Annotated in this window: 21 protein-coding genes and 1 pseudogene; 8 read left to right on the forward strand and 14 right to left on the reverse strand. The window is 38.8% G+C overall.

Translation table 11 applies throughout. From position 1 onward, the window contains the following. Positions 1–5: 5 nt before the first annotated feature. The 6 genes from SLP02_RS08535 to trxA form a co-directional block, all read right to left on the reverse strand. Positions 6–758 carry an HAD-IA family hydrolase gene (locus tag SLP02_RS08535; RefSeq protein WP_319420232.1) on the reverse strand — a complete coding sequence of 251 codons (753 nt, stop codon included), beginning with the start codon at positions 756–758 and terminating at the stop codon, positions 6–8. A gap of 7 nt (positions 759–765) precedes the next feature. After that, on the reverse strand, positions 766–1977 hold the full coding sequence (locus SLP02_RS08540; protein WP_319420233.1) for a lipid-A-disaccharide synthase-related protein: 1212 nt from the start codon (positions 1975–1977) through the stop codon (positions 766–768). 357 nt (positions 1978–2334) lie between these two features. Further along, positions 2335–2556 (reverse strand): hypothetical protein, encoded by a 222-nt coding sequence (locus SLP02_RS08545; protein ID WP_319420234.1) that lies wholly within the window; start codon positions 2554–2556, stop codon positions 2335–2337. Between the two features lie 180 nt (positions 2557–2736). After that, on the reverse strand, positions 2737–3804 hold the full coding sequence (locus SLP02_RS08550; RefSeq protein ID WP_319420235.1) for an LOG family protein: 1068 nt from the start codon (positions 3802–3804) through the stop codon (positions 2737–2739). A gap of 4 nt (positions 3805–3808) precedes the next feature. Further along, positions 3809–3997, reverse strand: a complete 189-nt coding sequence (locus SLP02_RS08555; RefSeq protein WP_319420236.1) for a hypothetical protein — start codon at positions 3995–3997, stop codon at positions 3809–3811. 122 nt (positions 3998–4119) lie between these two features. Further along, entirely contained in the window at positions 4120–4446 is a 327-nt protein-coding gene (gene trxA, locus SLP02_RS08560; protein WP_319420237.1) for a thioredoxin, read from the reverse strand. Between the two features lie 447 nt (positions 4447–4893). On the opposite strand from trxA, the gene SLP02_RS08565 reads away from it, so the two are divergent. Then, positions 4894–6516 carry a DUF2079 domain-containing protein gene (locus SLP02_RS08565; RefSeq protein ID WP_413467344.1) on the forward strand — a complete coding sequence of 541 codons (1623 nt, stop codon included), beginning with the start codon at positions 4894–4896 and terminating at the stop codon, positions 6514–6516. Positions 6517–6652: 136 nt separating this feature from the next. Here the strand turns inward: SLP02_RS08565 and SLP02_RS08570 are convergent. The 3 genes and pseudogenes from SLP02_RS08570 to thrS form a co-directional block, all read right to left on the reverse strand. Further along, positions 6653–7327: pseudogene (locus tag SLP02_RS08570) on the reverse strand (EAL domain-containing protein). An 18-nt stretch (positions 7328–7345) separates the two neighbouring features. Further along, on the reverse strand, positions 7346–7540 hold the full coding sequence (locus tag SLP02_RS08575) for a diguanylate cyclase (RefSeq protein WP_319423664.1): 195 nt from the start codon (positions 7538–7540) through the stop codon (positions 7346–7348). Between the two features lie 536 nt (positions 7541–8076). After that, positions 8077–9888: a threonine--tRNA ligase gene (gene thrS / locus SLP02_RS08580; RefSeq protein WP_319423665.1), complete on the reverse strand. Its 1812-nt coding sequence runs from the start codon at positions 9886–9888 to the stop codon at positions 8077–8079. A gap of 183 nt (positions 9889–10071) precedes the next feature. Between thrS and SLP02_RS08585 the strand changes: the two genes are divergently transcribed. The 3 genes from SLP02_RS08585 (at position 10072) to SLP02_RS08595 (ending at position 11403) form a co-directional block, all read left to right on the forward strand. Further along, entirely contained in the window at positions 10072–10392 is a 321-nt protein-coding gene (locus tag SLP02_RS08585) for a DUF2605 domain-containing protein (RefSeq protein WP_319420239.1), read from the forward strand. Positions 10393–10491: 99 nt separating this feature from the next. Further along, the gene (locus SLP02_RS08590) at positions 10492–10797 is read left to right on the forward strand and encodes a DUF2973 domain-containing protein (protein WP_319420240.1); all 306 of its coding nucleotides are present in this window, start codon (positions 10492–10494) and stop codon (positions 10795–10797) included. Between the two features lie 354 nt (positions 10798–11151). Next, positions 11152–11403: a hypothetical protein gene (locus SLP02_RS08595; protein WP_319420241.1), complete on the forward strand. Its 252-nt coding sequence runs from the start codon at positions 11152–11154 to the stop codon at positions 11401–11403. Between the two features lie 49 nt (positions 11404–11452). Here the strand turns inward: SLP02_RS08595 and SLP02_RS08600 are convergent, their stop codons facing one another. Further along, positions 11453–11827, reverse strand: coding sequence for a cytochrome c (locus tag SLP02_RS08600; RefSeq protein WP_319420242.1), 375 nt, complete (start codon positions 11825–11827; stop codon positions 11453–11455). A gap of 257 nt (positions 11828–12084) precedes the next feature. Between SLP02_RS08600 and petG the strand changes: the two genes are divergently transcribed. Next, positions 12085–12201 (forward strand): cytochrome b6-f complex subunit V, encoded by a 117-nt coding sequence (gene petG, locus SLP02_RS08605; protein WP_319420243.1) that lies wholly within the window; start codon positions 12085–12087, stop codon positions 12199–12201. Between the two features lie 190 nt (positions 12202–12391). Here the strand turns inward: petG and recQ are convergent, their stop codons facing one another. Next, on the reverse strand, positions 12392–14515 hold the full coding sequence (recQ, locus tag SLP02_RS08610; RefSeq protein WP_319420244.1) for a DNA helicase RecQ: 2124 nt from the start codon (positions 14513–14515) through the stop codon (positions 12392–12394). A gap of 36 nt (positions 14516–14551) precedes the next feature. Further along, positions 14552–16864 (reverse strand): GAF domain-containing protein, encoded by a 2313-nt coding sequence (locus SLP02_RS08615; RefSeq protein ID WP_319420245.1) that lies wholly within the window; start codon positions 16862–16864, stop codon positions 14552–14554. A 223-nt stretch (positions 16865–17087) separates the two neighbouring features. Here SLP02_RS08615 and SLP02_RS08620 point away from each other — a divergent pair, with 223 nt between their 5' ends. The 3 genes from SLP02_RS08620 (at position 17088) to SLP02_RS08630 (ending at position 20097) form a co-directional block, all read left to right on the forward strand. Beyond that, the gene (locus SLP02_RS08620; RefSeq protein WP_319420246.1) at positions 17088–17708 is read left to right on the forward strand and encodes a GNAT family N-acetyltransferase; all 621 of its coding nucleotides are present in this window, start codon (positions 17088–17090) and stop codon (positions 17706–17708) included. Positions 17709–17899: 191 nt separating this feature from the next. Next, positions 17900–18355, forward strand: a complete 456-nt coding sequence (locus SLP02_RS08625; protein ID WP_319420247.1) for a hypothetical protein — start codon at positions 17900–17902, stop codon at positions 18353–18355. A 410-nt stretch (positions 18356–18765) separates the two neighbouring features. Then, positions 18766–20097, forward strand: a complete 1332-nt coding sequence (locus SLP02_RS08630) for a cytochrome P450 (protein ID WP_319420248.1) — start codon at positions 18766–18768, stop codon at positions 20095–20097. A 127-nt stretch (positions 20098–20224) separates the two neighbouring features. Here the strand turns inward: SLP02_RS08630 and SLP02_RS08635 are convergent, their stop codons facing one another. Beyond that, positions 20225–20752 carry a late competence development ComFB family protein gene (locus SLP02_RS08635; RefSeq protein ID WP_319420249.1) on the reverse strand — a complete coding sequence of 176 codons (528 nt, stop codon included), beginning with the start codon at positions 20750–20752 and terminating at the stop codon, positions 20225–20227. Positions 20753–20976: 224 nt separating this feature from the next. Next, positions 20977–23592, reverse strand: a complete 2616-nt coding sequence (cphA, locus tag SLP02_RS08640; protein ID WP_319420250.1) for a cyanophycin synthetase — start codon at positions 23590–23592, stop codon at positions 20977–20979. Between the last annotated feature and the right edge of the window lie 352 nt (positions 23593–23944).

The raw sequence follows: 23944 nt of genomic DNA on the forward strand, positions 1-23944 counted from the left end.
GAGGCTTACGTTGATAAAATTGAGCGCAAATTAACTATATCTAAATAGCTAGCTTGAAAATCACCTTGGATAACCTGGCACGGTGAATTTGGTTCACCTAAATCACTGACTACCAATGCTGCTTGGCTAAAATCTTGATGTTTTGTGTAGTTGTTAACAGTAACTATGGTCTTTAATCCTGCTTTAGTTGCTGCTTCTAAGCCGTTATCAGAATCTTCAAAAACTAGCAGGTTTTGAGCAGGAAGCGAAATTTGCTCCATAACGTAATTATAAACATCGGGAGCAGGTTTTTTGGCAGCGACCATATCTCCTGCGCCAATAGTTTCAAACCAATCTAAGTCTAAATATTTCTCTAGCAAAGCAATTACGTTGGGTAAAGAAGATGTAGTTGCGATCGCCAGACTAATACCATTTTGTCTAGCTGATTCAATAATTCTTTTTGTTCCTGATCGAAGTTTTATTGCTCCCTGGCGAAGTAATGCTTGATAATATTTATTTTTAAGCTGGTGAAGATGTACCACAAAATCAGTCATATCTTGAGTAGGTTTAAAGTCTGGTAAATACTGACTTAGATAAAACTCAATTCTTTCTTTTCCCCCTGAAACTGTCAGCAATTGACCATAAAATTCTACTGACCAATTCCAATCTAAACCCGCCTCTGCAAACGCCTGATTAAAAGCTACTCGATGCCCATCTTTTTCTGTATTGGCTAAAGTACCGTCCACATCAAAGATTAAACCCTGCAATTGATTTGTCATCTTTATTTTAAATTTTTAAGAGTTTTTTTTGTAAACAGTGAGCAATTCTTTTGGCTGCACCCGCTTTTCCCATACGGCGTTTACCGTTGAGAGCCATATTTATTAGCTGTTGTGGATCATTCATGACCTGAGAGATCGCCTTGCCTACTTGCTGAGGATTGTCTACCATCAAAATTGAGCAACCAAGCAAACGCGATTGAGCTTCGGCAAAAGCATAGGTAAATTGAGGTCCAGATCCTGGCATGATAACCGCAGGCTTTCCTAAACCTACAAATTGTTCGGTTGCTGTACCTGCCATGGCGATCGCCATATCTGACTGTTGTAAAAACTGCTGATAGTTTTCTTGGCTCAAAATTAAATCACAACTGCTTTTAGTCAAAGTTACCATTTGAGATTTCTCTTCAGCTATTTCCCACCCGTAGGTAACCGCAGCTTCTATAAATACTCTAAGATTTAGTGCTGGTGCGATCGCGCCTAAAAACTCTAATTTTTCGGCTGGAAACTCATCAATTACTGTCAACAAGGCGGTCAAAATTTGTTGCCAATTGCGTAATGACTCTGGCATTCTTGAACCCGCTAATAATAATACCCTGAATTTTTCGGATTCTGACGGTTTTATTTCTGGAGTAATTTTATCCATCATCGGATTTCCCAAATCGTCAGCAGGAATAGACCATTTTTGTAAAATCTTGGTGGTCAAACTATCTCTAGGAAACACCGCTTTACAAGTATTACGACTCATCAACCAACGTTCCCAGGGTAAATAAACCGAACCGAATTTTTTCTCTAAGCTGGAAGTTTTAGCCAGCCAATCAGTTTCGTTACGCAGATAATATTCGGATTTAGCCGTACCTACAAAAGCAAAATTAGCTTTGCTCAACCAAGCATATAGCAAGGGAACAATATCTCCCACTGCTAAAATTGCCGTATCCTTTTTACCCCATTTACGCACTAACTTTAGCTGTTCAATTGTTAGCTTAATTAACCCACCTCGCACATCTGACCAAAGAGGATTGCCTCCCATATAAATAAATCCACCAGAAGGCATTTGCTGCACTCTACCAGCAATAGGAATATTTAATTTGCTGTAAGCGTAGCCTTGTCCGACAATAGGTAAAGCTGCTATTTCCAGATTATTGGTAACAATTTGTAATTGTTCTATAATACGAACAGCAATTACATCTTCTCCATGACCATTACTCAGAACCAGCAGTTTCATTCGGGTTTAACTGATTAAATTAATCTGGCTCTATTTTAAGCATTAATGATATTTCTAATTGTTGCGGTTAATTTATCAATTACACTGCTTAATATTTATATAGCCATTAAAATTTGGCAATTAAGATCGCTTTTGGCTAAAATCACTGCCATTATGGTAAATTACGAAATTTATTTTAGTGTTGTGCTAAAAATTACTCCCCAAGTAGTTTATCAAGGACAACATAATATATACTCAGTTCGCCAACGATATCAACTCATACAGTTACAAATAGCAAAAGTTAGGCAACTCATTTGGCTACTGAATTGGAGTTACCGAGTTTGGCTTAGAAGTTGAAAACAGTTGTCAATTATCAATTTAGGCAGACACCAAGCGAGACTCGGCAGTATCCTTAATTAAGCCAACTTTGGAATGAAGGTAGTTGACCAAGGTAAGGCGTTCTTGATCGGCTAAAGGTTTTTGAGCATCAAGACGATTTAATAATCGTTGTACCAATTCTGTTTCGCCTATTTCTAAAAGTTCTGAAGCGTTAGTCGTTTCAATTAAATTCCAGGTTTGGCGCAATAGTGTAATGTTCAATTTAAATTCACTCAATAGCTCGTTATGTTGTCGTAAGTCAGTAGTTTATTCTGACCACAATATAAATTGTAGTTCACTTCAGAGAAATATAAAGAAAATATTTAGATTTAAATACAAGATTCATACAAAGCTTAATAATATGATTTTATTGTTTACTTTATATTTAGTAACATAACTAATTTATTTGAGTTCTGGATGTTCCGTAGCATCACAAACCACCTCATATTGATTGATTTCAGCGATTAGCTGATGTAAACGACCTAGGCTTTTTTGGTTAAAGTAAAAACACAAGCGTGGTAAATTAATTGTTTCTGAGTCTTTTTGTTCTTCTGGAAGGGCAGCAGTCTTAGTGATTTTTCCTTGACTAAGTATATCGGCAAAATCTTGATTGAGCTTCTCAACTTTTTCATCAGGTAATTCTAACGTCAGACGCATCACAAAGAGGTTATCTACATAGCGGCTGGAATGATATACGCGGTAAAAGTCTTTGATAGTTTGACAAGCTACGTCTAATTCATCGGTAATCGTATACAGGCTGGTATCTTCTGGACTAATTAACCCTTTAGCCTTTAGCTGTTTACAAATATAATCATCCCAGGAGTGCCAGTAATCTCCTCCTGGTTTATCGACCAAAACTAAAGGTACAGGACCATATTTACCAGTTTGGCAAAGGGTCAGAGTTTCAAAAGCTTCATCTTGAGTACCAAAACCGCCAGGAAAAAGAGCGATCGCATCACTTTCTCTTAAGAAAAATAATTTGCGAGTAAAAAAGTATTTAAAGTCGATTAACTTATCATCCCCTTGAATAGCAGAGTTGGCACCCTGTTCAAAAGGCAATCTGATATTAAGACCAAAAGAATTATCTCTACCAGCCCCCTCGTTTCCTGCCTGCATAATTCCGCCCCCAGCCCCAGTTATCACCATAAATCCAGACTGGGTCATACAGCGGGCAAACTCCATTGCCATTTTATATTCTGCTTGCTCTTTCAAAGTTCGAGCCGAACCAAAAATAGCAATTTTTCTAGTGTGTCTATAGGGGTAAAACTTTTTAAATCCCTGCTCTAAATCTTCAATAGAAGCAGTTAAAATCTTCCAGTTGGGTCTTTCTGTGTCCTCCTCAGCAATTCTGGTTAGCACACCCAAAGCCCGCTGGATTAATTGACGATGAGGATGGTTAGAGAGAATTGGCAGCAAATCCTTGAGCTGCTGATTTAATGATTCTGAGTCGTTAGGTGAAGATAAAGTCATAAGTTTATTCTAATAGACTTTTTTCCCCAGTTATTGTAGCGATAAAAATAGCTCGAAAGTTACAGATTACTCCGCCGCGTCCCGCATGAAGACGAGCCACCCCCGCGCATGGTTCGACACGAGGGCATCCTACGTCCCGCATAAACCTTAAAGCTTTTCGGGGACGGAACAGCACGGGGACTTCTAAACGCACAGAGTAATCTGTGACCGTTGGTCAAGTCAGTAAAAATATGAACAAACACAAAATTAGCCTCAGCTTAACCTTCGGATAAGATCTGCTGAAGCTATCTATGTACGTAATGCTTAATAGAAAAATTATAGATATTTTTCTAGCGTGTTTGCCAAAGTAGTTTTAGGGACTGCTCCAACTACCATATCTACTCGTTGACCATCCTTGAAGATCATCAAGGTAGGAATACTGCGAATACCATATTGACTAGCAACTTGGGGGTTTTCGTCTGTATTTAATTTAACTACTTTAATTTGATCGTCATATTGTTCGGCAATTTCGTCTACTACTGGCGCAACCATACGGCAGGGACCACACCAAGGAGCCCAAAAATCTACTAGTACGGGAACGGAACTTTCTAAAACTTCTTCTGCAAAACTTGCATCTGTTACTGGCGCAGCTGATGATGACATTATTAATTAACCTAATTTACCACAAAGACCTTTTCAATAATACAAAATTCTACCATAGCCAACGGTTAATGATTCTAAAACAATAAGACTTTATATCAAAAGTAGTAGAAGATTAGAAGCCGAATAATAGTTTTTAAATGCAATAAATTGGCATTTACTGAACTAAACTAGGGCATAGCTCAACTTTAAAATAGAAAACCGCCCGATAATTATCGGGCGGATAGTGGTGTGAGGAGTGAACGGAAACTTTTGTCTCCGCCCTCTCTATTCTAAAATAGAACTTTGAAAATGCCAGAATTTTATTGATTAAGTAAATCAAAAGTTAAAATTGTTTTGATTTGTGAAGAAGATTGACTACAAAATAAAGGGTTGCTGACTTAAAGATAGTAAACAATGTCATCAAAATTGAGCATCGATTCTGAAAAAAAGGCTATTATTTACTGGGCGATGCCTATGGCTAGCTTCGCGATCGCTTTTTTTATTGTTACCCTGACTTTAACTCTACATCGTCATTTCTCATTTTATTCTTCTTACGATCAGGGAATTTTCAATCAGGTTTTTTGGAACGGTACTCAAGGTAATTTTTTTCAAAGTACGCTTTCTTCTCAACTCTCTACTAACGTGATTCATAGTGGAGAAGTTCCCTATGTGGGCTATCACCGCTTAGGGCAGCATTTTACCCCTGCTTTATTGCTCTGGTTGCCAATTTACTATCTGTTTCCTTATCCAGCTACCCTAACTGTTTTACAGGTAATTTTTGTCACCGCAGCAGGATTGGTTTTATATCCTCTGGCAAGAATATACTTGAAACCTGCGATCGCAACTCTGATTACCGTTAGTTTTTATGGTGCTAATGCCGTAGTGGGTCCAACTCTGGGAAATTTTCACGATCTTTCTCAAATTCCTTTGTTTATGTTTAGTTTGCTCTTGGCAATGGAGAAACGCTGCTGGTGGCTGTTTACAATTTTTGCCATCTGTACTTTGGCAGTGCGAGAAGATAGCGGGATTACCTTATTTGGTGTTGGAGTTTATTTAATTCTTAGTCGTCGATATCCGCGAATTGGCTTGGCGGTATGTCTAGGTAGTTTTTTGTATGTGCTAGGTGTAACTAATTTAGTCATGCCTTTATTTAGTAGCGATATTTCCCAAAGATTTATGCTCGAAAACTTTGGACAGTACGCTGAAGGAAATCAGGCTTCAACCCTAGAGATTATTCTCAACATGGTTACTAATCCTGGAAAGTTGCTGGTGGAGTTGTTTACACCTTTTTTGGGTACTCTAAAGTATTTGCTGGGGCAATGGTTGCCCTTAGCGTTTATACCCGTTGTTGCTCCTGCTGCTTGGGCGATCGCCATTTTTCCTCTTTTACAATTATTCCTCAGTCAGGGAGATTTAGTTTTAAGCATTTCTATTCGCTACGCCATCAGCGTTACTCCTGGTTTATTTTACGGTTCAATTTTGTGGTGGGCTGGACAGGGTTTTGGTAATGTTAACAGAGCAATTACTCAATGCAAACCTCGCCAGCTTCGTCCTCAGTTTCGTCGTTTCTGGATCTTTTGTATTTGTTTATCTTTATTTTTTACAGTCACTTCTAACCCCAGTCAGACTCTATATTTTTTAATACCCGATTCAATTAAACCCTTAGTTTATATTTCTGCACCTGAACAATGGCAGCGCAGCCAGAATATCTACAATCTTTTAGCCAAAATTCCTGCTAATGCCAGTGTTTCAGCAACTAGTTTTATTATTCCCCATGTTTCTAGTAGAAGGGAAGTAATCCGTTTACCTGGATTAGAAATTAGAGGAGATAACCAAAAAATTCATCAGGTAGACTATCTTATTGCCGATTTGGGAATAATGGAACGCTATCAGGTAGTTTTTAATAACTATGGCACCGACCTTAAAGTTATCACTCAGGTAATTGAACAAGTTCTCCAAAACCGAGAATATGGTGTCATTGGCTTTAATCAAGGAGTAGTTTTATTACAGAAGAGCGTAAATTCTAACTCTGAAGCCATAAATGCTTGGCAAGCTTATTTAACCAAAATTAAGCCTATTATCGATTCTTAAAATATTTAAAAACGTAATGCCATAAAATCGAACACTTTTTACTCCCTGCGAGAAAGGTGTACTCACCGCATCTAGTACCCCTTGGCTACTTATTACTTCCGTAGGGGCGAACGGCCGTTCGCCCCTACCTTACTTTCTAAGATGCGATCGCCACTGGTTTGCCAAGAAAATAACCTTGAGCGTAGTCAATACTAATTTTTTTCAAGTGTTCTAGTATTTGGTCGTTGTCTACAAACTCGGCAATGGTTTCAATGCCCATTAGGTGAGCAACTTCGTTGATTAAATTAACAATGGCGAGATTGTATTCTTCATTGAGAATATTTTTGACCAAACTGCCATCAATTTTTAAATAGTCTACGGGTAAATTTTTGAGATAAGAAAAGGAAGAAACACCACTGCCAAAATCATCTAAAGCAAATTTGACTCCCAAATCTTTCATCGAGGACATAAATTTTTGAGCATGGATAATTTGTTCAATAGCTGCGGTTTCAGTGATTTCAAAACAAAGACAATCCCCAGGCACTTGAGATTGCTTGATTAGATCGAGCGCATAATTAGTAAATCTTTCGTCGTTAATACTAGCACCAGATAAATTGATCGAAACTAACGTTTATGTGTCGCCAAAGCATTTTGCATAGGAGTTTAAAGTTGCTTCTAAAACCCAGCGATCGACAATGGTAATTACTCCATAGCGTTCGGCTACAGGAATAAACTGATCTGGGCGAATAGACTTGCCAGAAGCGTCTTTGAGCCGTAACAAAATTTCATAATGTTGACGTTGCTGAGCATCATCGACTAAAGGTTTAATTATTTGTAATAGCTGCGCTAGTTATGATGACAGGCGATCGCCGACTAGATGTTCAGCAGTATCATTGACAATTTTGAAGCGGTCTAAATCCAGATAGCACAAAACCGATTCAGTATGGTATTTATGTGCTTTTTGCACAGAATATTTTAGTTTTTCATTAAATTCACGGCAATTTAATAGACCAGTCAAATCATCATAGGTTGCTTGATAAGCAATTTTTTAAGATAAATTTCTTTCGGCGGTGATTTTTTACTTTACACCGCGATATTTTAAGAATCGATAATCTCGATCAAATAAAGGATTACCATTAATTTTAAAGATCCTTACCTTATTCTCCTCATCTTTGTTTGAGATAATTCGGGATGATAGGAATGAATTACCAAAATATTATCTTTGGCATTAGCTTTTATGATGCCGAAATTAAACCAAAGCAAGCTACATAACACTATTTTGCTAGTCTTTTTAGACCAATAGCTAAATATGGTTACTGCATTTGTCAGCAAATGAAGACTATATGTAAATTAAGTAGGAAAAATAAAGTTACCTTTAGTCAGAAGTCAGAAAGCTTTTAGTGATTTATTCCGTTTTTATATAATCCAGCTTAATTTAGTCTGTCCGCTAACGTACATCTATAAAACTGCAAAACAAAGTAAAGTAAGCTGTTTTACCAATAGCTTACTTTACTTTATAAACGTTTAAAAGTAGTAGATTTAAGTTTCTCCTTTAATTAAACCATCAATATTCCGCGCCTACTAAAAGTTAGTGTGTTCGGAAATTGTTTGAGTCAGCTTACTAATAACTTCGGCTAGAGCGATCGCGCCTAATTCTCCAGAAGCACGAGTACGAATACTCAAGGTATTATCTTCTACTTCTTTATCGCCGACCACTGACATGATAGGTATTTTTTGCTTCTCGGCATTACGAATCATTTTGCCCAAACGTTCGCCACTAGTATCGGCTTCGGCACGGATTCCTGCCTCTCGCATTTTGGCAGCGACTTCTTTTACATAGTCAAAATGGGCATCTCGCACGGGTAACAGACGCACCTGCACGGGAGCAAGCCACAGGGGAAAGTCGCCCGCATATTCTTCAATCAAGATGCCAATTAGCCTTTCTAATGAACCAAAGGGCGCACGGTGAATCATAATCGGACGCTGACGGGAGCCATCTTCGGCAACATACTCTAGTTCAAAGCGTTCGGGTAAATTATAGTCTACCTGTACTGTACCTAGCTGCCATTCTCTACCCAAGGCATCTTCAAAGATAAAGTCTAGTTTGGGACCATAAAAAGCAGCTTCGCCAATACCTTCAAAATGTTCCATGCCCATTTTTTCTACTGCCCGACGAATTGCATTTTGAGCTTTATCCCAGGCTTCATCTGAACCGATGTATTTGTCTGAGTCTGGGTCGCGAAAGCTGAGGCGAGCTTTAAAATTAGTCAACTGCAAATTCTTAAAGACAGTCTGAATCAATTCAACTACCTTCAAAAATTCCTCGTCTAATTGTTCTGGTGTAACGAACAAATGAGCATCGTCTTGAGTAAAACCTCTAACTCGTGTAAGTCCACCCAATTCTCCTGACTGTTCGTAACGATAGACTGTACCAAATTCCGCCAGTCGTATCGGTAACTCTTTGTAAGAGCGTAATTCACTTTGATAGATTTGAATATGAAATGGACAGTTCATGGGCTTAAGAACAAAACCCTGTTCTGCTGCTGCTGCTGCCTCGTCTTCCGCCATCATCGGAAACGAGTCTTCCCTATAGTTTTGCCAGTGACCTGAGATTTTGAATAAATCGACTTTACCCAGGTGAGGCGTAACTACAGGCAGATAACCCCGCTTTATTTGTTCTTGTTTGAGATAATCTTCTAATTGCGATCGCAAGACAGTCCCTTTAGGAGTCCACAAGGGTAAACCTGCCCCGACTAAATCAGAGAAGATAAATAAGCCCAATTCTTTGCCTAGCTTGCGATGATCGCGTTTTAGAGCCTCTTCTTGGCGACGCTGATATTCTGCTAGCTGTTCGGGTGTTTCCCAAGCAGTACCATAAATACGCTGTAGCTGTGCCTTAGTTTCATCTCCGCGCCAGTATGCCCCTGCCACGCTTTCTAGAGCGAACGCCTTAGGATCGATATCAGCAGTGTGGGCTACATGAGGACCTGCACACAAGTCCCACCATTGTTCTCCTAAATGATAAATGGTAATTGGCTCGTGAATACTGTCTAAAATTTCCAACTTGTAGGGTTCGCCTTGAGCTTCAATGCGTTGTTTAGCTTCTTCTCGGCTAACTTCTTCTCGCATCACAGGCAGGTTACGATTAATAATTTTGCTCATTTCCTTACGGATTTTTTTCAAATCCTTTTCGGTAAAGGGATCGGGACTATCAAAATCGTAATAAAAGCCATTTTCTGTGCAGGGGCCTATAGTAACCTGTGCTTTAGGAAAAAGCTTTTGCACCGCCATTGCCATGATGTGAGATGCGGTGTGGCGAATTTTTTTAAGAGATTCGGATTCACTAGTACGGAGTAATTTTATTGGTTGTTGTGCTTGTTCTGCTTCAGGCATCGGCTGTTGTAAAGGACGCAAATAATCTCGTTATATTTTAAGTCTAATCTGAATTTAATTACTCTTACACTTTCTAACTGCTTTAACTCTTGCAAATAAATATATGATAAAAAAATGAAATTATATTAAATTTTATGAAAACCGCTAAGATAAATATTAAGATAACAAGCTAATTTAAATTTAATGTCTAGACAACAGCCTAATGAGAAAGAGTTACTCAAGACGGTTTTAGAGCCACTTTTAGAAGATTTTCAATATTGGTTTGAGCGATCGCGCACTTTATTAGAATCAGAGCCAATGCCTTTTTTTTCTGCTCAAGAGCAAGCTCAATTATTAGAGAGAATTGTTGAGAGTCAAAAAGAAGTTCAAACGGTACAAATGCTATTTCAGGCTACAAATGGTGCAGCAGGTATAGACTCAAGAATGCTGCTTCCCTGGCATCAGTTAGTGGCTGAGTGCTGGAATGTAGCCCAAAAACGACGAAAATTTAAAAATCAAGCTTAAACATCTAATATATCTGACAAATCTCAAACAACAGTAAAAAAACTCATTGATGTAACTTTGAAGATCATCTAGAAGAGTTTATTAGCAAAAAAAAGACTTATGTTGCATTTAGTTTACATTCTGGTATTTACTGTCATTGCCCTTTTGGCAGTTAGTAATCTCATACGTAGTTTAATTACTTTGAGTGCAGATACTCAAAAGTTCTATGCTCCCAATCACAATCGCTCAAGCAACAATCATTTTCGCCAGCAAAAAGGAGTTCATCCAGAACTATTAGATGAGCAAGGTAAAGTGATTCAAGAACCATTACTCGTAATGCGATCTGTATCTGTAGATGATGCACGCTCAAAGCTAGATGCTTTATACGATGCCTCACCTAGTAAAACCGTTGAGCCTGAAGATTAGTTCAGCAGTTAAGACAGTTAGACAAGCGATTCCCGCGCAAGGTTCAACGTCGCAAAGCATTCCCTTGCGTCGCCGTCAGGTGCAAAGGAATGCTGACTTAGCAAGAAAATGCTCACCCAGCAAGACAAAGGCGCACTTCCGCATGTACGCGCGAGGGAGGCGGTTAGCAAAAAAAGAGTTCATTTTATTTACGTAGCGGTTACGCAGCAAGTCGCTAGGCTTAGCCATGACTTTTTATCGCTATTTTCTAGCGTCAGTGCTAAGAAAATACTTTGGTTATTAAATATTAGGGCAAATAGCGTTTCCCTTAAGCTTTATGGGAACTATAAATATTGCAGTTTTTAACTAGTTCCTATGCCGAGAAAGCCTGACGAATACGCAGTTAACCTTTTAATTTCTGGTGGTCATAAAGAAGAAGTTCGCTTTACTTCTGTTCAAGATTTCCAAAAATGGTATAGCACGGAATTAATGTCAAAATCAGATTCGGAAGATTTCGTTAATGTACCAATTAAGAACATTCAGGGAGAATATATGGTTATTCGACCAAAGAGCGTACTAGCTATCCGAGTTGAACCAGTTTTCCTTAGTAGTGTAGAGCGATTTTAAATTCTCTTAGGTAAGGGCTGATGATCATTTGCCCTTACTTAAACTTAAGCTATAGCTGATTTAAATAGCTAAGTAAATCTGCCATTTCTTGCCGACTAGGTTGAAACTTGGGCATGGGAGGAGTTTGCCCGCTAGTGACTTGCCCGATCAAGTCTCGCTGAGATCTGCGCTTAGAAATATTTTCTAATCTTGGTCCTACATTTCTTTCTGCCTGTAAACTATGGCAACCTGCACAATTAATTTGAAACATTGCTAAGCCTTTAGAAGCATCACCTTCTAAAGACAACACCTCATGGGCATAGGGATCTGAAACGTTTTGCCAATGGATTCCTAGAATGCTGATGCCGATCATCAGCATTACTGCCACTATGATTAAAAATAGGCGGTTTAGCCAAGCCTGAGTTTGGACTAACTGATTATCCACTATGTATATTTATGTGTATTAAAGAATTTATGAATGTTTACTTATATTAACTATGATTCAACAAATATTTTAAAATCTTATAGATAAGCTACGCAAGTTACTCATTTAATTTCTTAAAAGCTGAATATGGTATAGATAGCAAACTGAAAACAAACATAAGTTAAAATTATGTTTGCTACCTAGTCTCTGTGACAGCTATGGCTGAATTAGCGTAGGATATATTTTAGTTAGTTAATTTACTTTTAAGGAGATACGCTGTGCTCGAACCTTTACTTCTAGGAATTGTTCTAGGTTTAGTTTTTATTACTTTGGCAGGACTATTCTTTGCTGCTTATATGCAGTTCAAGCGTGGTAATAAATTAGGCATTGATTAAAGATACGTTCAATGTGGATGAGTTTCCTTCTAATTAACTAGTCTTTTAGCTTTCAAGATTTTTAATTCACATCAGATGTTAAGGATAAATTTTCTTTGATATCAAAGCAATTATTTGGATTATAAATATATCGCCAATGAGTTAGTAGATTAGGATCACTGCTCATTTTTTTTGGGCGATAGACATAATTTTATGTTTGACTTCGCTTCTGGCCTCGAACTAGCTTGATTTCTTCGTAACTATAGTCGTCTGTAAGGCTATCTTTTATAGCTTTTAGACTGGCATCTCCAATTTGCTCGATCGCTTTGATAATTGTTTGTTGCTTATCTGCTGTAACTAAGTTATTTAGAGCTACTGGCTGATTCATTTCTAATAGCTCACTTAAATGATTGCAAATTGTTGAGATTGCAAAACCGCGTTTTTGGGCGATTTCAGCTACGCTCAAACCCTGCTGATGTAGCTCTAGAGTAGTCATTTGGCTTTTTGAAGGAATGCTGACGGGTAGTTTATGTAACTCATTAAACTCTAAAATTGCCGAAATAAAACTATCGCCATACTGTTGGGCTTTATATTCGTTAACTCCCGATAAATTAGCAAAATCAGTTAAAGTTTTAGGACGCACTTGTGCCATCAGCTTGAGACTAGAATCGGCAAAAATCATATAGGGTGCAAGAGAACTGCGATCGCCAATTTGTTTACGTAGTTTTCTGAGTTTTTCAAACAGTAATTCTGCTTCTTCTTTACGAGGATTGTAAGTAGCTGTAGTTGTAGTTTGGTGTTTGTCAATGGCAATCTTTACCGCTAGTTGACCACGAAAAACTTCCCAACTACGTTTATTAAGTTTAAGTACGGAATAACCGTCAGTTGTTTGCCCTACCAAACCTTGATGAACCAGACTTCGCCCCAGCATTCGCCATTCATCGGCGGTTCTACCCTTGCCGATACCATAGGTAGATAATAGATGATGTCCATACTGATGGATTTTCTGTTTGCGTGAGCCTATTAAGACATCGACGATGTGATTTACACCGAATTTTTCCTGACAACGAGCAACACAAGAGAGAAACTTTTGAGCTTCTACAGTCCAGTCTTCGATGGGTTTAGGATTAAGACAGTTATCGCACTTACCGCAATTTCCAGGATATCTTTCACCAAAATAGCGCAGGATAATGGTACGACGGCAATCATTACCCTCGGCATAGTTAATTACCTGACGTAACTGTTGCAGAGCAATCTTTTGTTCATTTTGATCGGCTTTTTGTTCGATCAAAAACTCAATCTTTTTGCGATCGCCCAAACTAAAAAACAAAATAGACTTAGATAGTTCGCCGTCTCTGCCTGCCCTGCCTGATTCTTGGTAAAAGCTTTCTAAACTGCGGGGTAAATCGTAATGAAAAACAAACCGCACATCAGGCTTATCAATACCCATACCAAAAGCAATGGTGGCAACAATTACCTGGATATTATCCCGCAAAAAGCTAGTTTGATTACTACTTCTTTCTTTATCTGATAATCCTGCATGATAGGGTAAGGCATCTATACCATCATGCTTAAGCTTAGTCGCTACTTCTTCGACGCGACGACGACTTAGACAATAAACTATCCCCGCACCCGATTCTGAGCGAATAGTCCGCAGCAGCTTATGGTAGATATTGCGGTCTTTAGGCTGTATTTCATAATGAAGATTGGGGCGATCAAAGCTAGCAACATGAATATCAGGCGATCGCAAGTTTAGCTGTTGAATTATATCCTGCTGAACTCTTTTGGTGGCGGTGGCGGTAAGTGCCTGAAGAGGAATCTGGGGATAGCGTTGACGTAATAGTTTTAGCTTGCTATATTCAGGGCGAAAATCGTGTCCCCACTCAGAGACGCAGTGTGCCTCATCAATGGCGATGGTGGATATACCTACCTGCTGGGATACTTGTTCGAGAAAAAGACTAAATCTTTCATTTAACAGCCTTTCTGGAGCAACATAGAGTAGCTTAACCTGATTTTTGAGAATAGCTATTTGACGCGATCGCCTTTCTTCATACTTGATAGTACTGTTAAGATAGGTAGCATTGATTCCATTATCCTGTAAAGAATCTACCTGATCCTGCATTAAGGCAATTAGGGGCGAAACCACAATAGTTATGCCATCTTTAAGCAAAGCTGGCAATTGAAAACAAAGAGATTTACCTCCTCCTGTAGGCATAATTGTCAATAAATCTTGGTTACGTAAAGCTGCTTCAATAATTTTCTTTTGTCCAGGACGAAAGCTATCGTGACCAAAAAAATGTTTTAAAGCTAACTCTAACGAGGCAAAAGTTGACATAACCAAAAAGAAGGATATCTATCTCTAAAAGATATTTTAAGAGCTAACGGTCATTTCATTGCTCATCGAATCAATATCGATCACAAAAGCACAAAAATCTTTATCAATACCCTTTAACTTAAGATTGCATCCTTGCCCCCAGTCGATCTTAGACCCCAGAGAATTGGCGACAGCTTTGGAAATAAGAATAGTATTGGGTTGGGCAACGCTTTGTAAGCGAGAGGCTATATTAACTACTTTCCCGACTGCCGTGTAGTCTTTTCTTTGTCCCCCGCCAAACATTCCCACTACTGCTGCACCCTGATGAATGCCACAGCGCATTGCCAGAGAAGGAATTTTGCTATTTGTTTTCCATACTTTAGCTTGCCATCGCTCATTTAATTTTTGTAAATAATAATACATAGTTGTGGCAGTTAAAATAGCTCTTTTGGCTTGTTCTGGACAGGATAAATCTTCTGGTGCGCCAAACATCGCCATTACTCCATCTCCCATAAACTTATCTACTGTTCCGCCATAATCAAATACTGCTTTACTCATGGCTTCGAGATACTCATTCAAGATTTCCGCCAAAAGTAGTACTTCTAGCTGATTAGATAAATTAGTAAAGCCAACCAGGTCGCAGAATAAAACAGTAATACGACGAGTTTCAGGTGTTAGATCGAGGGAAAGTTTTCCTGTGGCAGCTTTGTTAACTATGGCTGCGGGTAAAAATCGTTTTAAAACTGATTCAGTCAGATAGAGATTTAAATCTCTGACTTTTTGCTCTTTAATTCGCAGCAATTCTGCTTGTTTTTTAGTAGTTTGGTATAGTTTTGCCTGTTGAACAGCGATCGCCGCGGTCGAAGCCACGGCTTCGGCTAAGTCGATTTCTGCTTGACTCCATTGACGAGATATATCTGATTGTCTGAGGGTAATACTACCAATAATCTTTTCATCAACAATTAAAGGCACAATTAATAAGGCTCTGGCCTTGGCGTGCCAAGGAAGCTCATAACGGGCTAGATTCTTTTGTTTTTCTAGATCGCTTGAGCTTACGGTTTTTCTGGTATACAAAAGAGCCTGAAGAAGGGGATTTTGAGCAATTGGTACCGAAGAAGACACATCAGAATAATCTTGGATAATTTTTTGTGGTTCATGGGGATTGTATAAACCAACACATTTAACAAAGCGATCGCTTTTTGTCCACAGAGAGAGAGTACAGCCATCTACTTTTAAAGCTTCTCCTAATTCTTTGGCAATGGTGGCAAACATTACTGGTGCTTCTAAGCTTGAGCGAATTGCTCTGGTAATGTGGTTGATGGTAGTTTCTCTTTGAGCTAGTTCTTTTACCTGTTGGTGAATCAACACTTGAGAAATAGCGATCGCTGCGGTCGAAGCCACGGCTTCGGTTAAGTCGATTTCCGATCGACTCCATTGGCGAGAAGCACCAGACTGTCTCAGGGTAATACTGCCAATAATCTCTGATTCAACAATTAGAGGCACAATTAATAAAGCCCTGGCTTTGGCGTGCCAAGGAAGTTCATAGCGAGCTATATTTTTTTGCTTTTCTAAATCGGCTGAACTTACGGTTTTTTTGGTATACAAAAGAGCCTGGAGTATGGGGTTTTGGGCAATCGGTACCGAAGAAGACACACCAGAATAATCCTGAATAATTTTTTGTGGTTCGTGAGGATTATATAAACCAACACATTTAACAAAGCGATCGCTTTTTGTCCACAGAGATAAAGTACAGCCATCTACCTTTAAAGCTTCTCCTAATTCTTTAGCGATCGAAGCAAACATTACTGGTGGTTCTAAACTAGAGCGAATAGTGGCAGTAATACGGTTAATAGTAGTTTCTCTTTGGGCTAATTCCTTTAACTTCTCTCCAGCTAGCATCTGGGAAATGATCAAAGTCGCCTGTTGAGCCACCATTTTTACAGCTTTTATTTCTTCTTCGTACCAATCCTCAGACTCTTGGCAACGATGAACCGTTAGCGAAGCGGTTAGATTTGGGTGAGAAAATATCCGAATATAGATGCTAGAGCTTATTTTCGCTTGTAAACAAGCCTGATAACTAGAAGATTTGGAAGTAGATGCCTCTTTGTATTTTTGAATAATTAAATTATTGTTAATAGATAGTTCTGAATCAGATGCTACTGTTAACTTAAGTAAATCTTGACTAAGATTAGAATTATTTAAACTAAGGTGACGATGAAAGAAATGTTGTTCACTATCAGGCTGTAATTTCTTAAAATGTAAGATAATAATTCCTACATTGAGTAATTTACCAGCCGTATCAACAATATTTTGACCCGTTTTTTCCCAGGACAAATTGTTTAATAGTTGATTATATTCATATTGGCTCATGAATTCGACTATGGTAAGCGTTTAAATACAGTTGGCATACAACACCAGCAATAAATGAACTCAAAAAAATCACAATAATCTTTTTTAGCTATTTAATAAAGTTTGGTGTAATTATTTAACAGCCAAAAGCATAATAGTATTGTTCCCAAACAGGCTAAGAAAAATTCATTAGTCTTGCTCCACAGCTATAGCTAAAAAAAAACTTCAGTTTATTTGTAACTTAATGGTTTTAAAATCCCTTGATAATCATGGTGTTGATGACAACTTGCAGCTAACAATCAGTTCGGCTGCAATAGAGGATACCAAGGAGGTTAGCCGAGTCTTAACCAAGAGTTTTTATAGTTTGCCTGAATTCGCTAGCTGGGTTTATCCATTTTTACAGTTTACTATTAGCGAAGATTTACGCTATCGTCTACGTTCTCGTTCACCACACTACCGTTGCTTAGTTGCCAAAATAGCGACCCCAAACAATGTTTTTGGACAAAACGACACGACTCAAGACGGTTTAAGCTTAATAGTTGTCGGTACGATAGAAATAGCTTTACGTTCTCCTTCCCTGTGGTCAACTTGTCCCCAGCATCCCTACATATCTAACCTAGCAGTTCACCAAAACTATCGTCGTTTGGGTATTGGTAGCCAGCTTTTGGCTGAATGTGAACAAGTGGCTCTTGAATGGGGCTACCATGAGACTCACCTTCATGTTTTAGACAGTAATGATTCAGCCAAACAACTATATTGTCATAATGGCTATCAAATCTCGCAAATAGAAGCTAACTGGGGAAGTTTATGGTTTGACTATTCACCGCGTTTATTTTTAAAAAAGCAAATTTCAGTCAACAGTTAGAGCAGTTCGTGTTAGTTTTAAAATAATATGATGCTAAGTTTATAATTATCTAATAATAAATCGCGATCGCGTGAAAATGCTGCTTGCACCATCGACAGTAGATGCGGACAAGTTCTTTGTTTGTTTCAACGCGGGGTCTTCTCTCATTTGCGCCCACTAAAGTCTTCCCTTTGGGCAATAATACTCAAAAAGTGAAAGAACAAAATATCGATAATACATTTTTAATTAAACAACTTTTATCTAGACTAAAAGCGCAAGAATTACTAATAGTCAATCCTCGTCGCAAAAATGGTTTAATAGTCTATAAAAAATATCATGCTGAATTTGTCGGTCCTGGAGCAATTGTAGGTGGTCAATTCGATCTTAATGTAGTTAATATTATCGCTGTCGGTAAGTTATCTTTGGTCTCTCCTAAAAACTCTCAAGAGAAAAAACAAGCATACAAAATGCGTAGACAGTGGGTTAGACTTACCAAGCAAATTATTAATAATCCTGAACCAACAGAAAGAGCGCAGGTTATTTTAAATCAGTTTGAACATTGGTTTGACCAAGAAACAGTAGCTAGTTTACCAGATGAAGCTTTTGCCTTATTAGTTGGGGTGTTACCTCAAACAATACGGAAAGTAAGAAATACTGAACTACTTTAAAATATAATTATAAGCCAACGGCGATCGCTCATTAAGCCTAAAGTGAAATAGCTCCAAAAATAAAGCCTTCAGCGATCGCCAACAAGACAACTTCACTCAAAACACTTTAACCTAATTATCTTTTATAGCTTTCTCTTTTTAACCAAGAGCAATTGCCAAAGAATTTATAATTATTCTCGGTAAGTTTTTTTATAATTAAACAAGTAACTATCGTGATTCTGTCACTTTCTGGGAATAGATCCTCACCTTGAGAGGATTACAGCCATTTTCTAATTTGAGTTTTTATTATTCTAAAAAGATTGAGTCATCCTTTTCTCTATAAAGATTCTAGATTTTAGAAATGATAAAAGTTTTCCGAGTCTGAAAGAGGGATAGTTGCTTGCGAAAATATTAACGACGTTGAATACAGCATGACAATTAATGACACCAAGTTAAATTCTCTGCCTAAACCTCCTGGAAGAAACGGGTTGCCTCTAATTGGAGAGACGATCTCCTTTTTAAACGATCCAGACTTTAATCAAAAGCGAATTAAAAAATATGGCAAAATATATAAAACCAATATTTTTGCTCGTCCTACGGCGATCATGATCGGTTCAGAAGCTAACACCTTTTTGTTTCGCAACGAGAACAAATATGTAGTTTCGATTTGGCCAAAAAGTACCAGGGTTTTATTAGGAAAAGAATCATTATCCATTAGTAGCGGTAAAGTTCATACCTCTCGCCGAAAGTTGCTGTATGAAGCATTTCAGCCTAGAGCCTTGGCTAGCTACATTCCCACTATGGAACAGATTATCGAAAAGTATCTTCAAAGATGGGAAAAGATGGGTACGCTTACTTGGTATCCAGAGTTGCGAGACTTCACTTTTGATATTGCTAGCAATTTATTTTTAAGTATTGATGGTGGTGCCGAAAGTAAAGTAGGAGAATTGTTTGAGCAATTTAGCAATGGCTTGTTTAGTATTCCCGTCTCTCTTCCTTGGACAAGATTTGGCAAAGCTTTGCACGCCCGTAAAAAATTGCTAGAGCATTTAGAAAAAATTGTAATCCAACGCCAACAAGCAGATAATCCTGGTCAGGATGCTTTAGGGTTGTTGATTCAAGCTAAAGATGATCAAGGAAATAGTTTGAGTCTAGAAGAATTAAAAGATCAGGTGTTGCTGTTATTGTTTGCAGGACATGAAACTTTAACCAGCGCGATCGCATCTTTTTGTCTTTTGACAGCACAGCATCCAGATGTGATGAAGCGTTTGAGGGACGAACAGGCTCGCTTAAATATAGCAGATACTCCTACTTTGGAAGATATCAAGCAAATGACCTATCTAGAACAGGTACTTAAAGAGGTCATGCGAATTATTCCCCCTGTGGGTGGTGGTTTTAGAGAAGCGGTCGAAACTTTTGAATTTAGCGGTTATCGTATTCCCAAGGGCTGGAATCTTCAATATCAAATTGCTCAAACCCACCAAGATGAGGAGATTTATCCCGAAAGCGATCGCTTTGATCCAGAGCGGTTTGCGCCTGAAAATTCAGCGGATAAGCAAGCCAGCTTTGGCTATATTCCCTTTGGCGGTGGCTTAAGAGAATGTATCGGTAAAGAATTTGCTCGCTTGGAAATGCGTCTTTTCGCCTCAAAGCTTTTGCAAAATTATGATTGGGAACTTTTACCCGAGCAAAATTTAGAAATAGTAGCTGTACCTACTCCTCATCCCCGCGATGGTTTAAAGATTAACTTTAATTGTCGTTAAATAACGTGAGCGCAAAAAAGCCTATCAGTTGAAGTGCTGCGAAAAGCTGATAAATTCATAGTCACTGTGGAGGTTATGCCTTAGCTATCTATTACTTCCACGCAGCAGTAATAGATGACTGCCCAATTTATTTTTTGTGTGCTGGGTTATCCCACATATTAGTAGATCTAGAGCGAACTTTTCGAGCATTTGCCGCTGCATCATCTTCTGCCTGTAGCTCTGCTAACAAAGGTTTAACTAACTTAACTATATTTTTCCAAGATAAGTCTTTTTCAGGTAGGTATTCAGCTAGCTCTCTTAAAGCATCTTGAGCTTCTTTAATGACTCGATCTAGATCTTGCTCTTTTTCTGCTGTTAAAGGAATAGAGCTACGCAAAGGGTCTTTTTGAACCGCAGCCAATCCTTTGCGAACTTCTTGAGTGATTTGGACTCTATATTCTGAGCGTCCCTTCAATTTTTGTTTGTTATATCCTTGCTGGGAAGAAGCGTATAATGCAGGCAGTCTATTTAGAGCATAGGTAGCTACTTCTATGGGATTGACAAACTTTTGAATATTATTGGGCAGGCGAACTATCTGCCTTTCGATTTCTTCTGAAACCAATACCTCCATAACATTGCGATTAATGTAATCGTTTTCTGAGCGGTTAATTGCCATCGCTGTAAATTTTACTAACAAATAATATTAGAGCAAATAAGAGTTTAAAATCAAATCTTGCTCTCTCTATCTATACACAAATAACCTTGATTGCCTAGGAACAAGTACTGTGAAATAGCGGATATTTGCCTAAACTTTATTTTTTATAGCTATTAAACTGCATTTCTTTACGGAGAAATTAAATTAGACTTGATTAAATTATTAATCCTCTCTCGGTAATTAAGCTATTTCATTTGCTCTTTAATTAATTTAATTACTGGGTCAACTTTTTCAGGAAAAATAACTACCAAATCATTGGCTTGAGCTAAATTTAAAGCTTTGTTAATAGCTTCTGTTTCATCTAGCATAATTTCATAATTGATAGCAGGATCTGATTGACAAATACCTTTGACAATCAGATCGGCAACTTCTTTTGGTTCTCTGCCTCTAAAGTCTTTGTCTTCTTTAATCAGAATATGATTAAAATTATTGGCTGCAATATTACCCAACAAAACTAAATCTTCATCACGGCGATCGCCAGGACCGCCGACTACGCCAATTTTTTTGCCCTGCCAGTTACAGACAAAATCGCCCACAGCCTTGTATCCATGAGCATTATGAGCATAGTCTACTAGCACGTGGAAGTCACCCACATCGAATAGATTCATCCTGCCTGGAGTTTGTTCGGCAGAAATTTGAAACGTACGTATTCCTCGGCGAATAACTTCTATATCTACCCCTTGGGCAAAAGCTGCCAAACAGCCAGCTAAAGCATTAGCAATCATAAAGGGAGCCATGCCTTTCATCGTCATGGGAATATTAATTGCTTTTTCAATCCTGAGAGTCCATTTTCCTTCTAAAATTGAAAGATAGCCATTTTCATAAATTGCTGCAAACCCGTTGCGACGGCAATGCTCCATAATGATTTGATTATCAGGATTCATCGAAAAATAGGCAACTTTGCAGTTTACCCGCTCTGCCATTGCTGCCACTAAAGGATCGTCCGCGTTCAAAATTGCATAACCATCAGCTTTAACCGTTTCGGCAACTATGCTTTTAACTCTTGCCATTTGTTCGATGGTATCAATACCACCCAAACCAAGATGATCGGCAGCGACATTTAAGACTACTCCGATATCACAGCTATCAAAAGCCAGTCCTGAACGCAACATACCACCCCGCGCAGTTTCTAGGATGGCTACTTCTACTGTAGGATCTCTGAGGATTGCCCCTGCACTATAAGGACCTGTATTGTCTCCTTGCTCAACTAAATATTCTTGAATATAAATACCATCGGTAGCCGTAAAACCCACTACTTTGTCCGTTTGTCGATAAATATGAGCAATTAGACGAGTAGTAGTAGTTTTACCATTTGTTCCCGTAATTGCCACGATGGGAATACGGCTAGGAGCTTTATTAGGAAATAACATTTCCAATACTGAGGCGCCAATGTTACGAGGAAGCCCTTGACTGGGGGAAGCGTGCATCCTAAAACCAGGAGCAGCGTTAACTTCGACGATAACCCCTTTTGTTTCTTTTAAAGGGCGACTAATATCCGAGGTGACAATATCAATGCCTGCAATATCAAGACCAATTATTTTGGCAACTCTTTGAGCTATCCAGATATTTTCGGGATGAATCTCATCGGTGCGGTCAATAGCAATACCGCCTGTACTTAAGTTAGCTGTTGCTCTTAAATAAGCTATTTCCTGTTCGGGTAAAATTGAATCTAAACTATAGCCTTGTTTGGTTAATACAGCCTGAGATGTCGGATCGACAATAATCTTAGTCAAAACATTGTCGTGTCCGTTACCTCTTTTGGGGTCTTGATTAGTAAGATCAATTAGCTCTTTGATGGTAGATTTACCATCGCCGACCACATGAGCAGGAACTCTTTCGGCTACAGCTACAACTTTATTGTTAATTACTAAAACTCGATGATCGTTTCCCTGATAGTACTGCTCAACAATTACCGATCGCGTTTTGGAGCCCTTGCTTGCAATATCATAAGCTTTTTCTGCTTCTGACCAGTCATTAATGTTAATCGTAATGCCTCGACCATGATTGCCGTCTAGGGGTTTGATGACAATGGGAAATCCGCCAACATCAGCGATCGCGTCTCTTAATTCGTCTACATATTCAATTACCGTTCCTTTTGGTACTCGAATTCCTGCATTACCCAGCATCGTCTTGGTGCCTTCTTTATCACTGGCAAGCTCTACTGCCAAAATGCCTGTATTATTGCTCAAGGTAGCCTGAATCCGTTTTTGTCTGGCTCCGTAGCCCAACTGCAACATCGCCCGCGCACCCAGCCACGCCCAAGGAATCTTGCGTGCTTCTGCTTCTTTGATAATAGTTTCTGTAGAAGGTCCTAAAGCAGTATTAGCGTACAGTTCACGCAAATCCGCTAAATCTTGTTCTAATTCAACCTGGGGATAAGTCCCAGTTTCCACAATTGAGCTACATAGTCTGACTGCTGCTCTGCCTGCATAGCGACCAGCTTGTTCTTCTACGTATTCAAACACGACGTTGAACACCCCTGGAGTGGAAGTTTCTCTTGTACGTCCAAAGCCCACAGGCATACCTGCTAGTTCTTGCAGTTCTAGGGCTACGTGTTCGACAATGTGACCCATTAGTGTGCCTTCACTGAGCCTTTCGAGAAAACCACCACGATAGCCACGAGAACAATAGTGTTCGATCAGGCTAGGTAATATTTCTACTAAACCATCATAAAATCCAGAAATCTCGTTAGAGGGCTTTTCGATTAGTCCCTCTAAATCTAGTACCATAGCAACCAACTTATTGCGTCGGATGCTCCAGTAGTTTGGTCCACGTAACGTTTGAGTTTTCAGAATTCTCATTATGCTTTATGCTTCGCTGCTTTAAGCTGATTAACAGCGCCAGGATAACTAAACTATAATCTCGCTTTTTCGAGCTAGTAAACTGTTCTTAATGAACAATTTAATTGCCAATTCAATATTAATTTTCGCCTTTTGCTTATTTTATCTAAAAGTTTTTAGTCTTTAGTCCCTGCGGGGGTACCCCTTGGTCGCAGGTACCTCACCCTCGACAGTTCCTTCAACGCGAGAAAGGACTTGTCCGCATCTGACCCGCGCAACGGACTCACCTGCGGACGAAGCGTCCTTGGTCGCAACGGGGTGAAACCCCCTTCGGGTTCGTGCCTTTGCTCAACGGAGGAAACCTCCGCAACGC

Source organism: Pleurocapsa sp. FMAR1 (assembly GCF_963665995.1).
In the GTDB taxonomy this organism is placed as follows: domain Bacteria; phylum Cyanobacteriota; class Cyanobacteriia; order Cyanobacteriales; family Xenococcaceae; genus Waterburya.

Bases quoted from the DNA above. Each gene is read 5' to 3' on its own strand.
- SLP02_RS08535 (WP_319420232.1), bottom strand. From the start codon at position 758: ATGACAAATCAATTGCAGGGTTTAATCTTTGATGTGGACGGTACTTTA.
- SLP02_RS08540 (WP_319420233.1), bottom strand. From the start codon at position 1,977: ATGAAACTGCTGGTTCTGAGTAATGGTCATGGAGAAGATGTAATTGCT.
- SLP02_RS08550 (WP_319420235.1), bottom strand. From the start codon at position 3,804: ATGACTTTATCTTCACCTAACGACTCAGAATCATTAAATCAGCAGCTC.
- trxA (WP_319420237.1), bottom strand. From the start codon at position 4,446: ATGTCATCATCAGCTGCGCCAGTAACAGATGCAAGTTTTGCAGAAGAA.
- SLP02_RS08565 (WP_413467344.1), top strand. From the start codon at position 4,894: ATGCCTATGGCTAGCTTCGCGATCGCTTTTTTTATTGTTACCCTGACT.
- thrS (WP_319423665.1), bottom strand. From the start codon at position 9,888: ATGCCTGAAGCAGAACAAGCACAACAACCAATAAAATTACTCCGTACT.
- SLP02_RS08585 (WP_319420239.1), top strand. From the start codon at position 10,072: ATGTCTAGACAACAGCCTAATGAGAAAGAGTTACTCAAGACGGTTTTA.
- SLP02_RS08590 (WP_319420240.1), top strand. From the start codon at position 10,492: ATGTTGCATTTAGTTTACATTCTGGTATTTACTGTCATTGCCCTTTTG.
- SLP02_RS08595 (WP_319420241.1), top strand. From the start codon at position 11,152: ATGCCGAGAAAGCCTGACGAATACGCAGTTAACCTTTTAATTTCTGGT.
- recQ (WP_319420244.1), bottom strand. From the start codon at position 14,515: ATGTCAACTTTTGCCTCGTTAGAGTTAGCTTTAAAACATTTTTTTGGT.
- SLP02_RS08615 (WP_319420245.1), bottom strand. From the start codon at position 16,864: ATGAGCCAATATGAATATAATCAACTATTAAACAATTTGTCCTGGGAA.
- SLP02_RS08620 (WP_319420246.1), top strand. From the start codon at position 17,088: ATGGTTTTAAAATCCCTTGATAATCATGGTGTTGATGACAACTTGCAG.
- SLP02_RS08630 (WP_319420248.1), top strand. From the start codon at position 18,766: ATGACAATTAATGACACCAAGTTAAATTCTCTGCCTAAACCTCCTGGA.
- SLP02_RS08635 (WP_319420249.1), bottom strand. From the start codon at position 20,752: ATGGCAATTAACCGCTCAGAAAACGATTACATTAATCGCAATGTTATG.
- cphA (WP_319420250.1), bottom strand. From the start codon at position 23,592: ATGAGAATTCTGAAAACTCAAACGTTACGTGGACCAAACTACTGGAGC.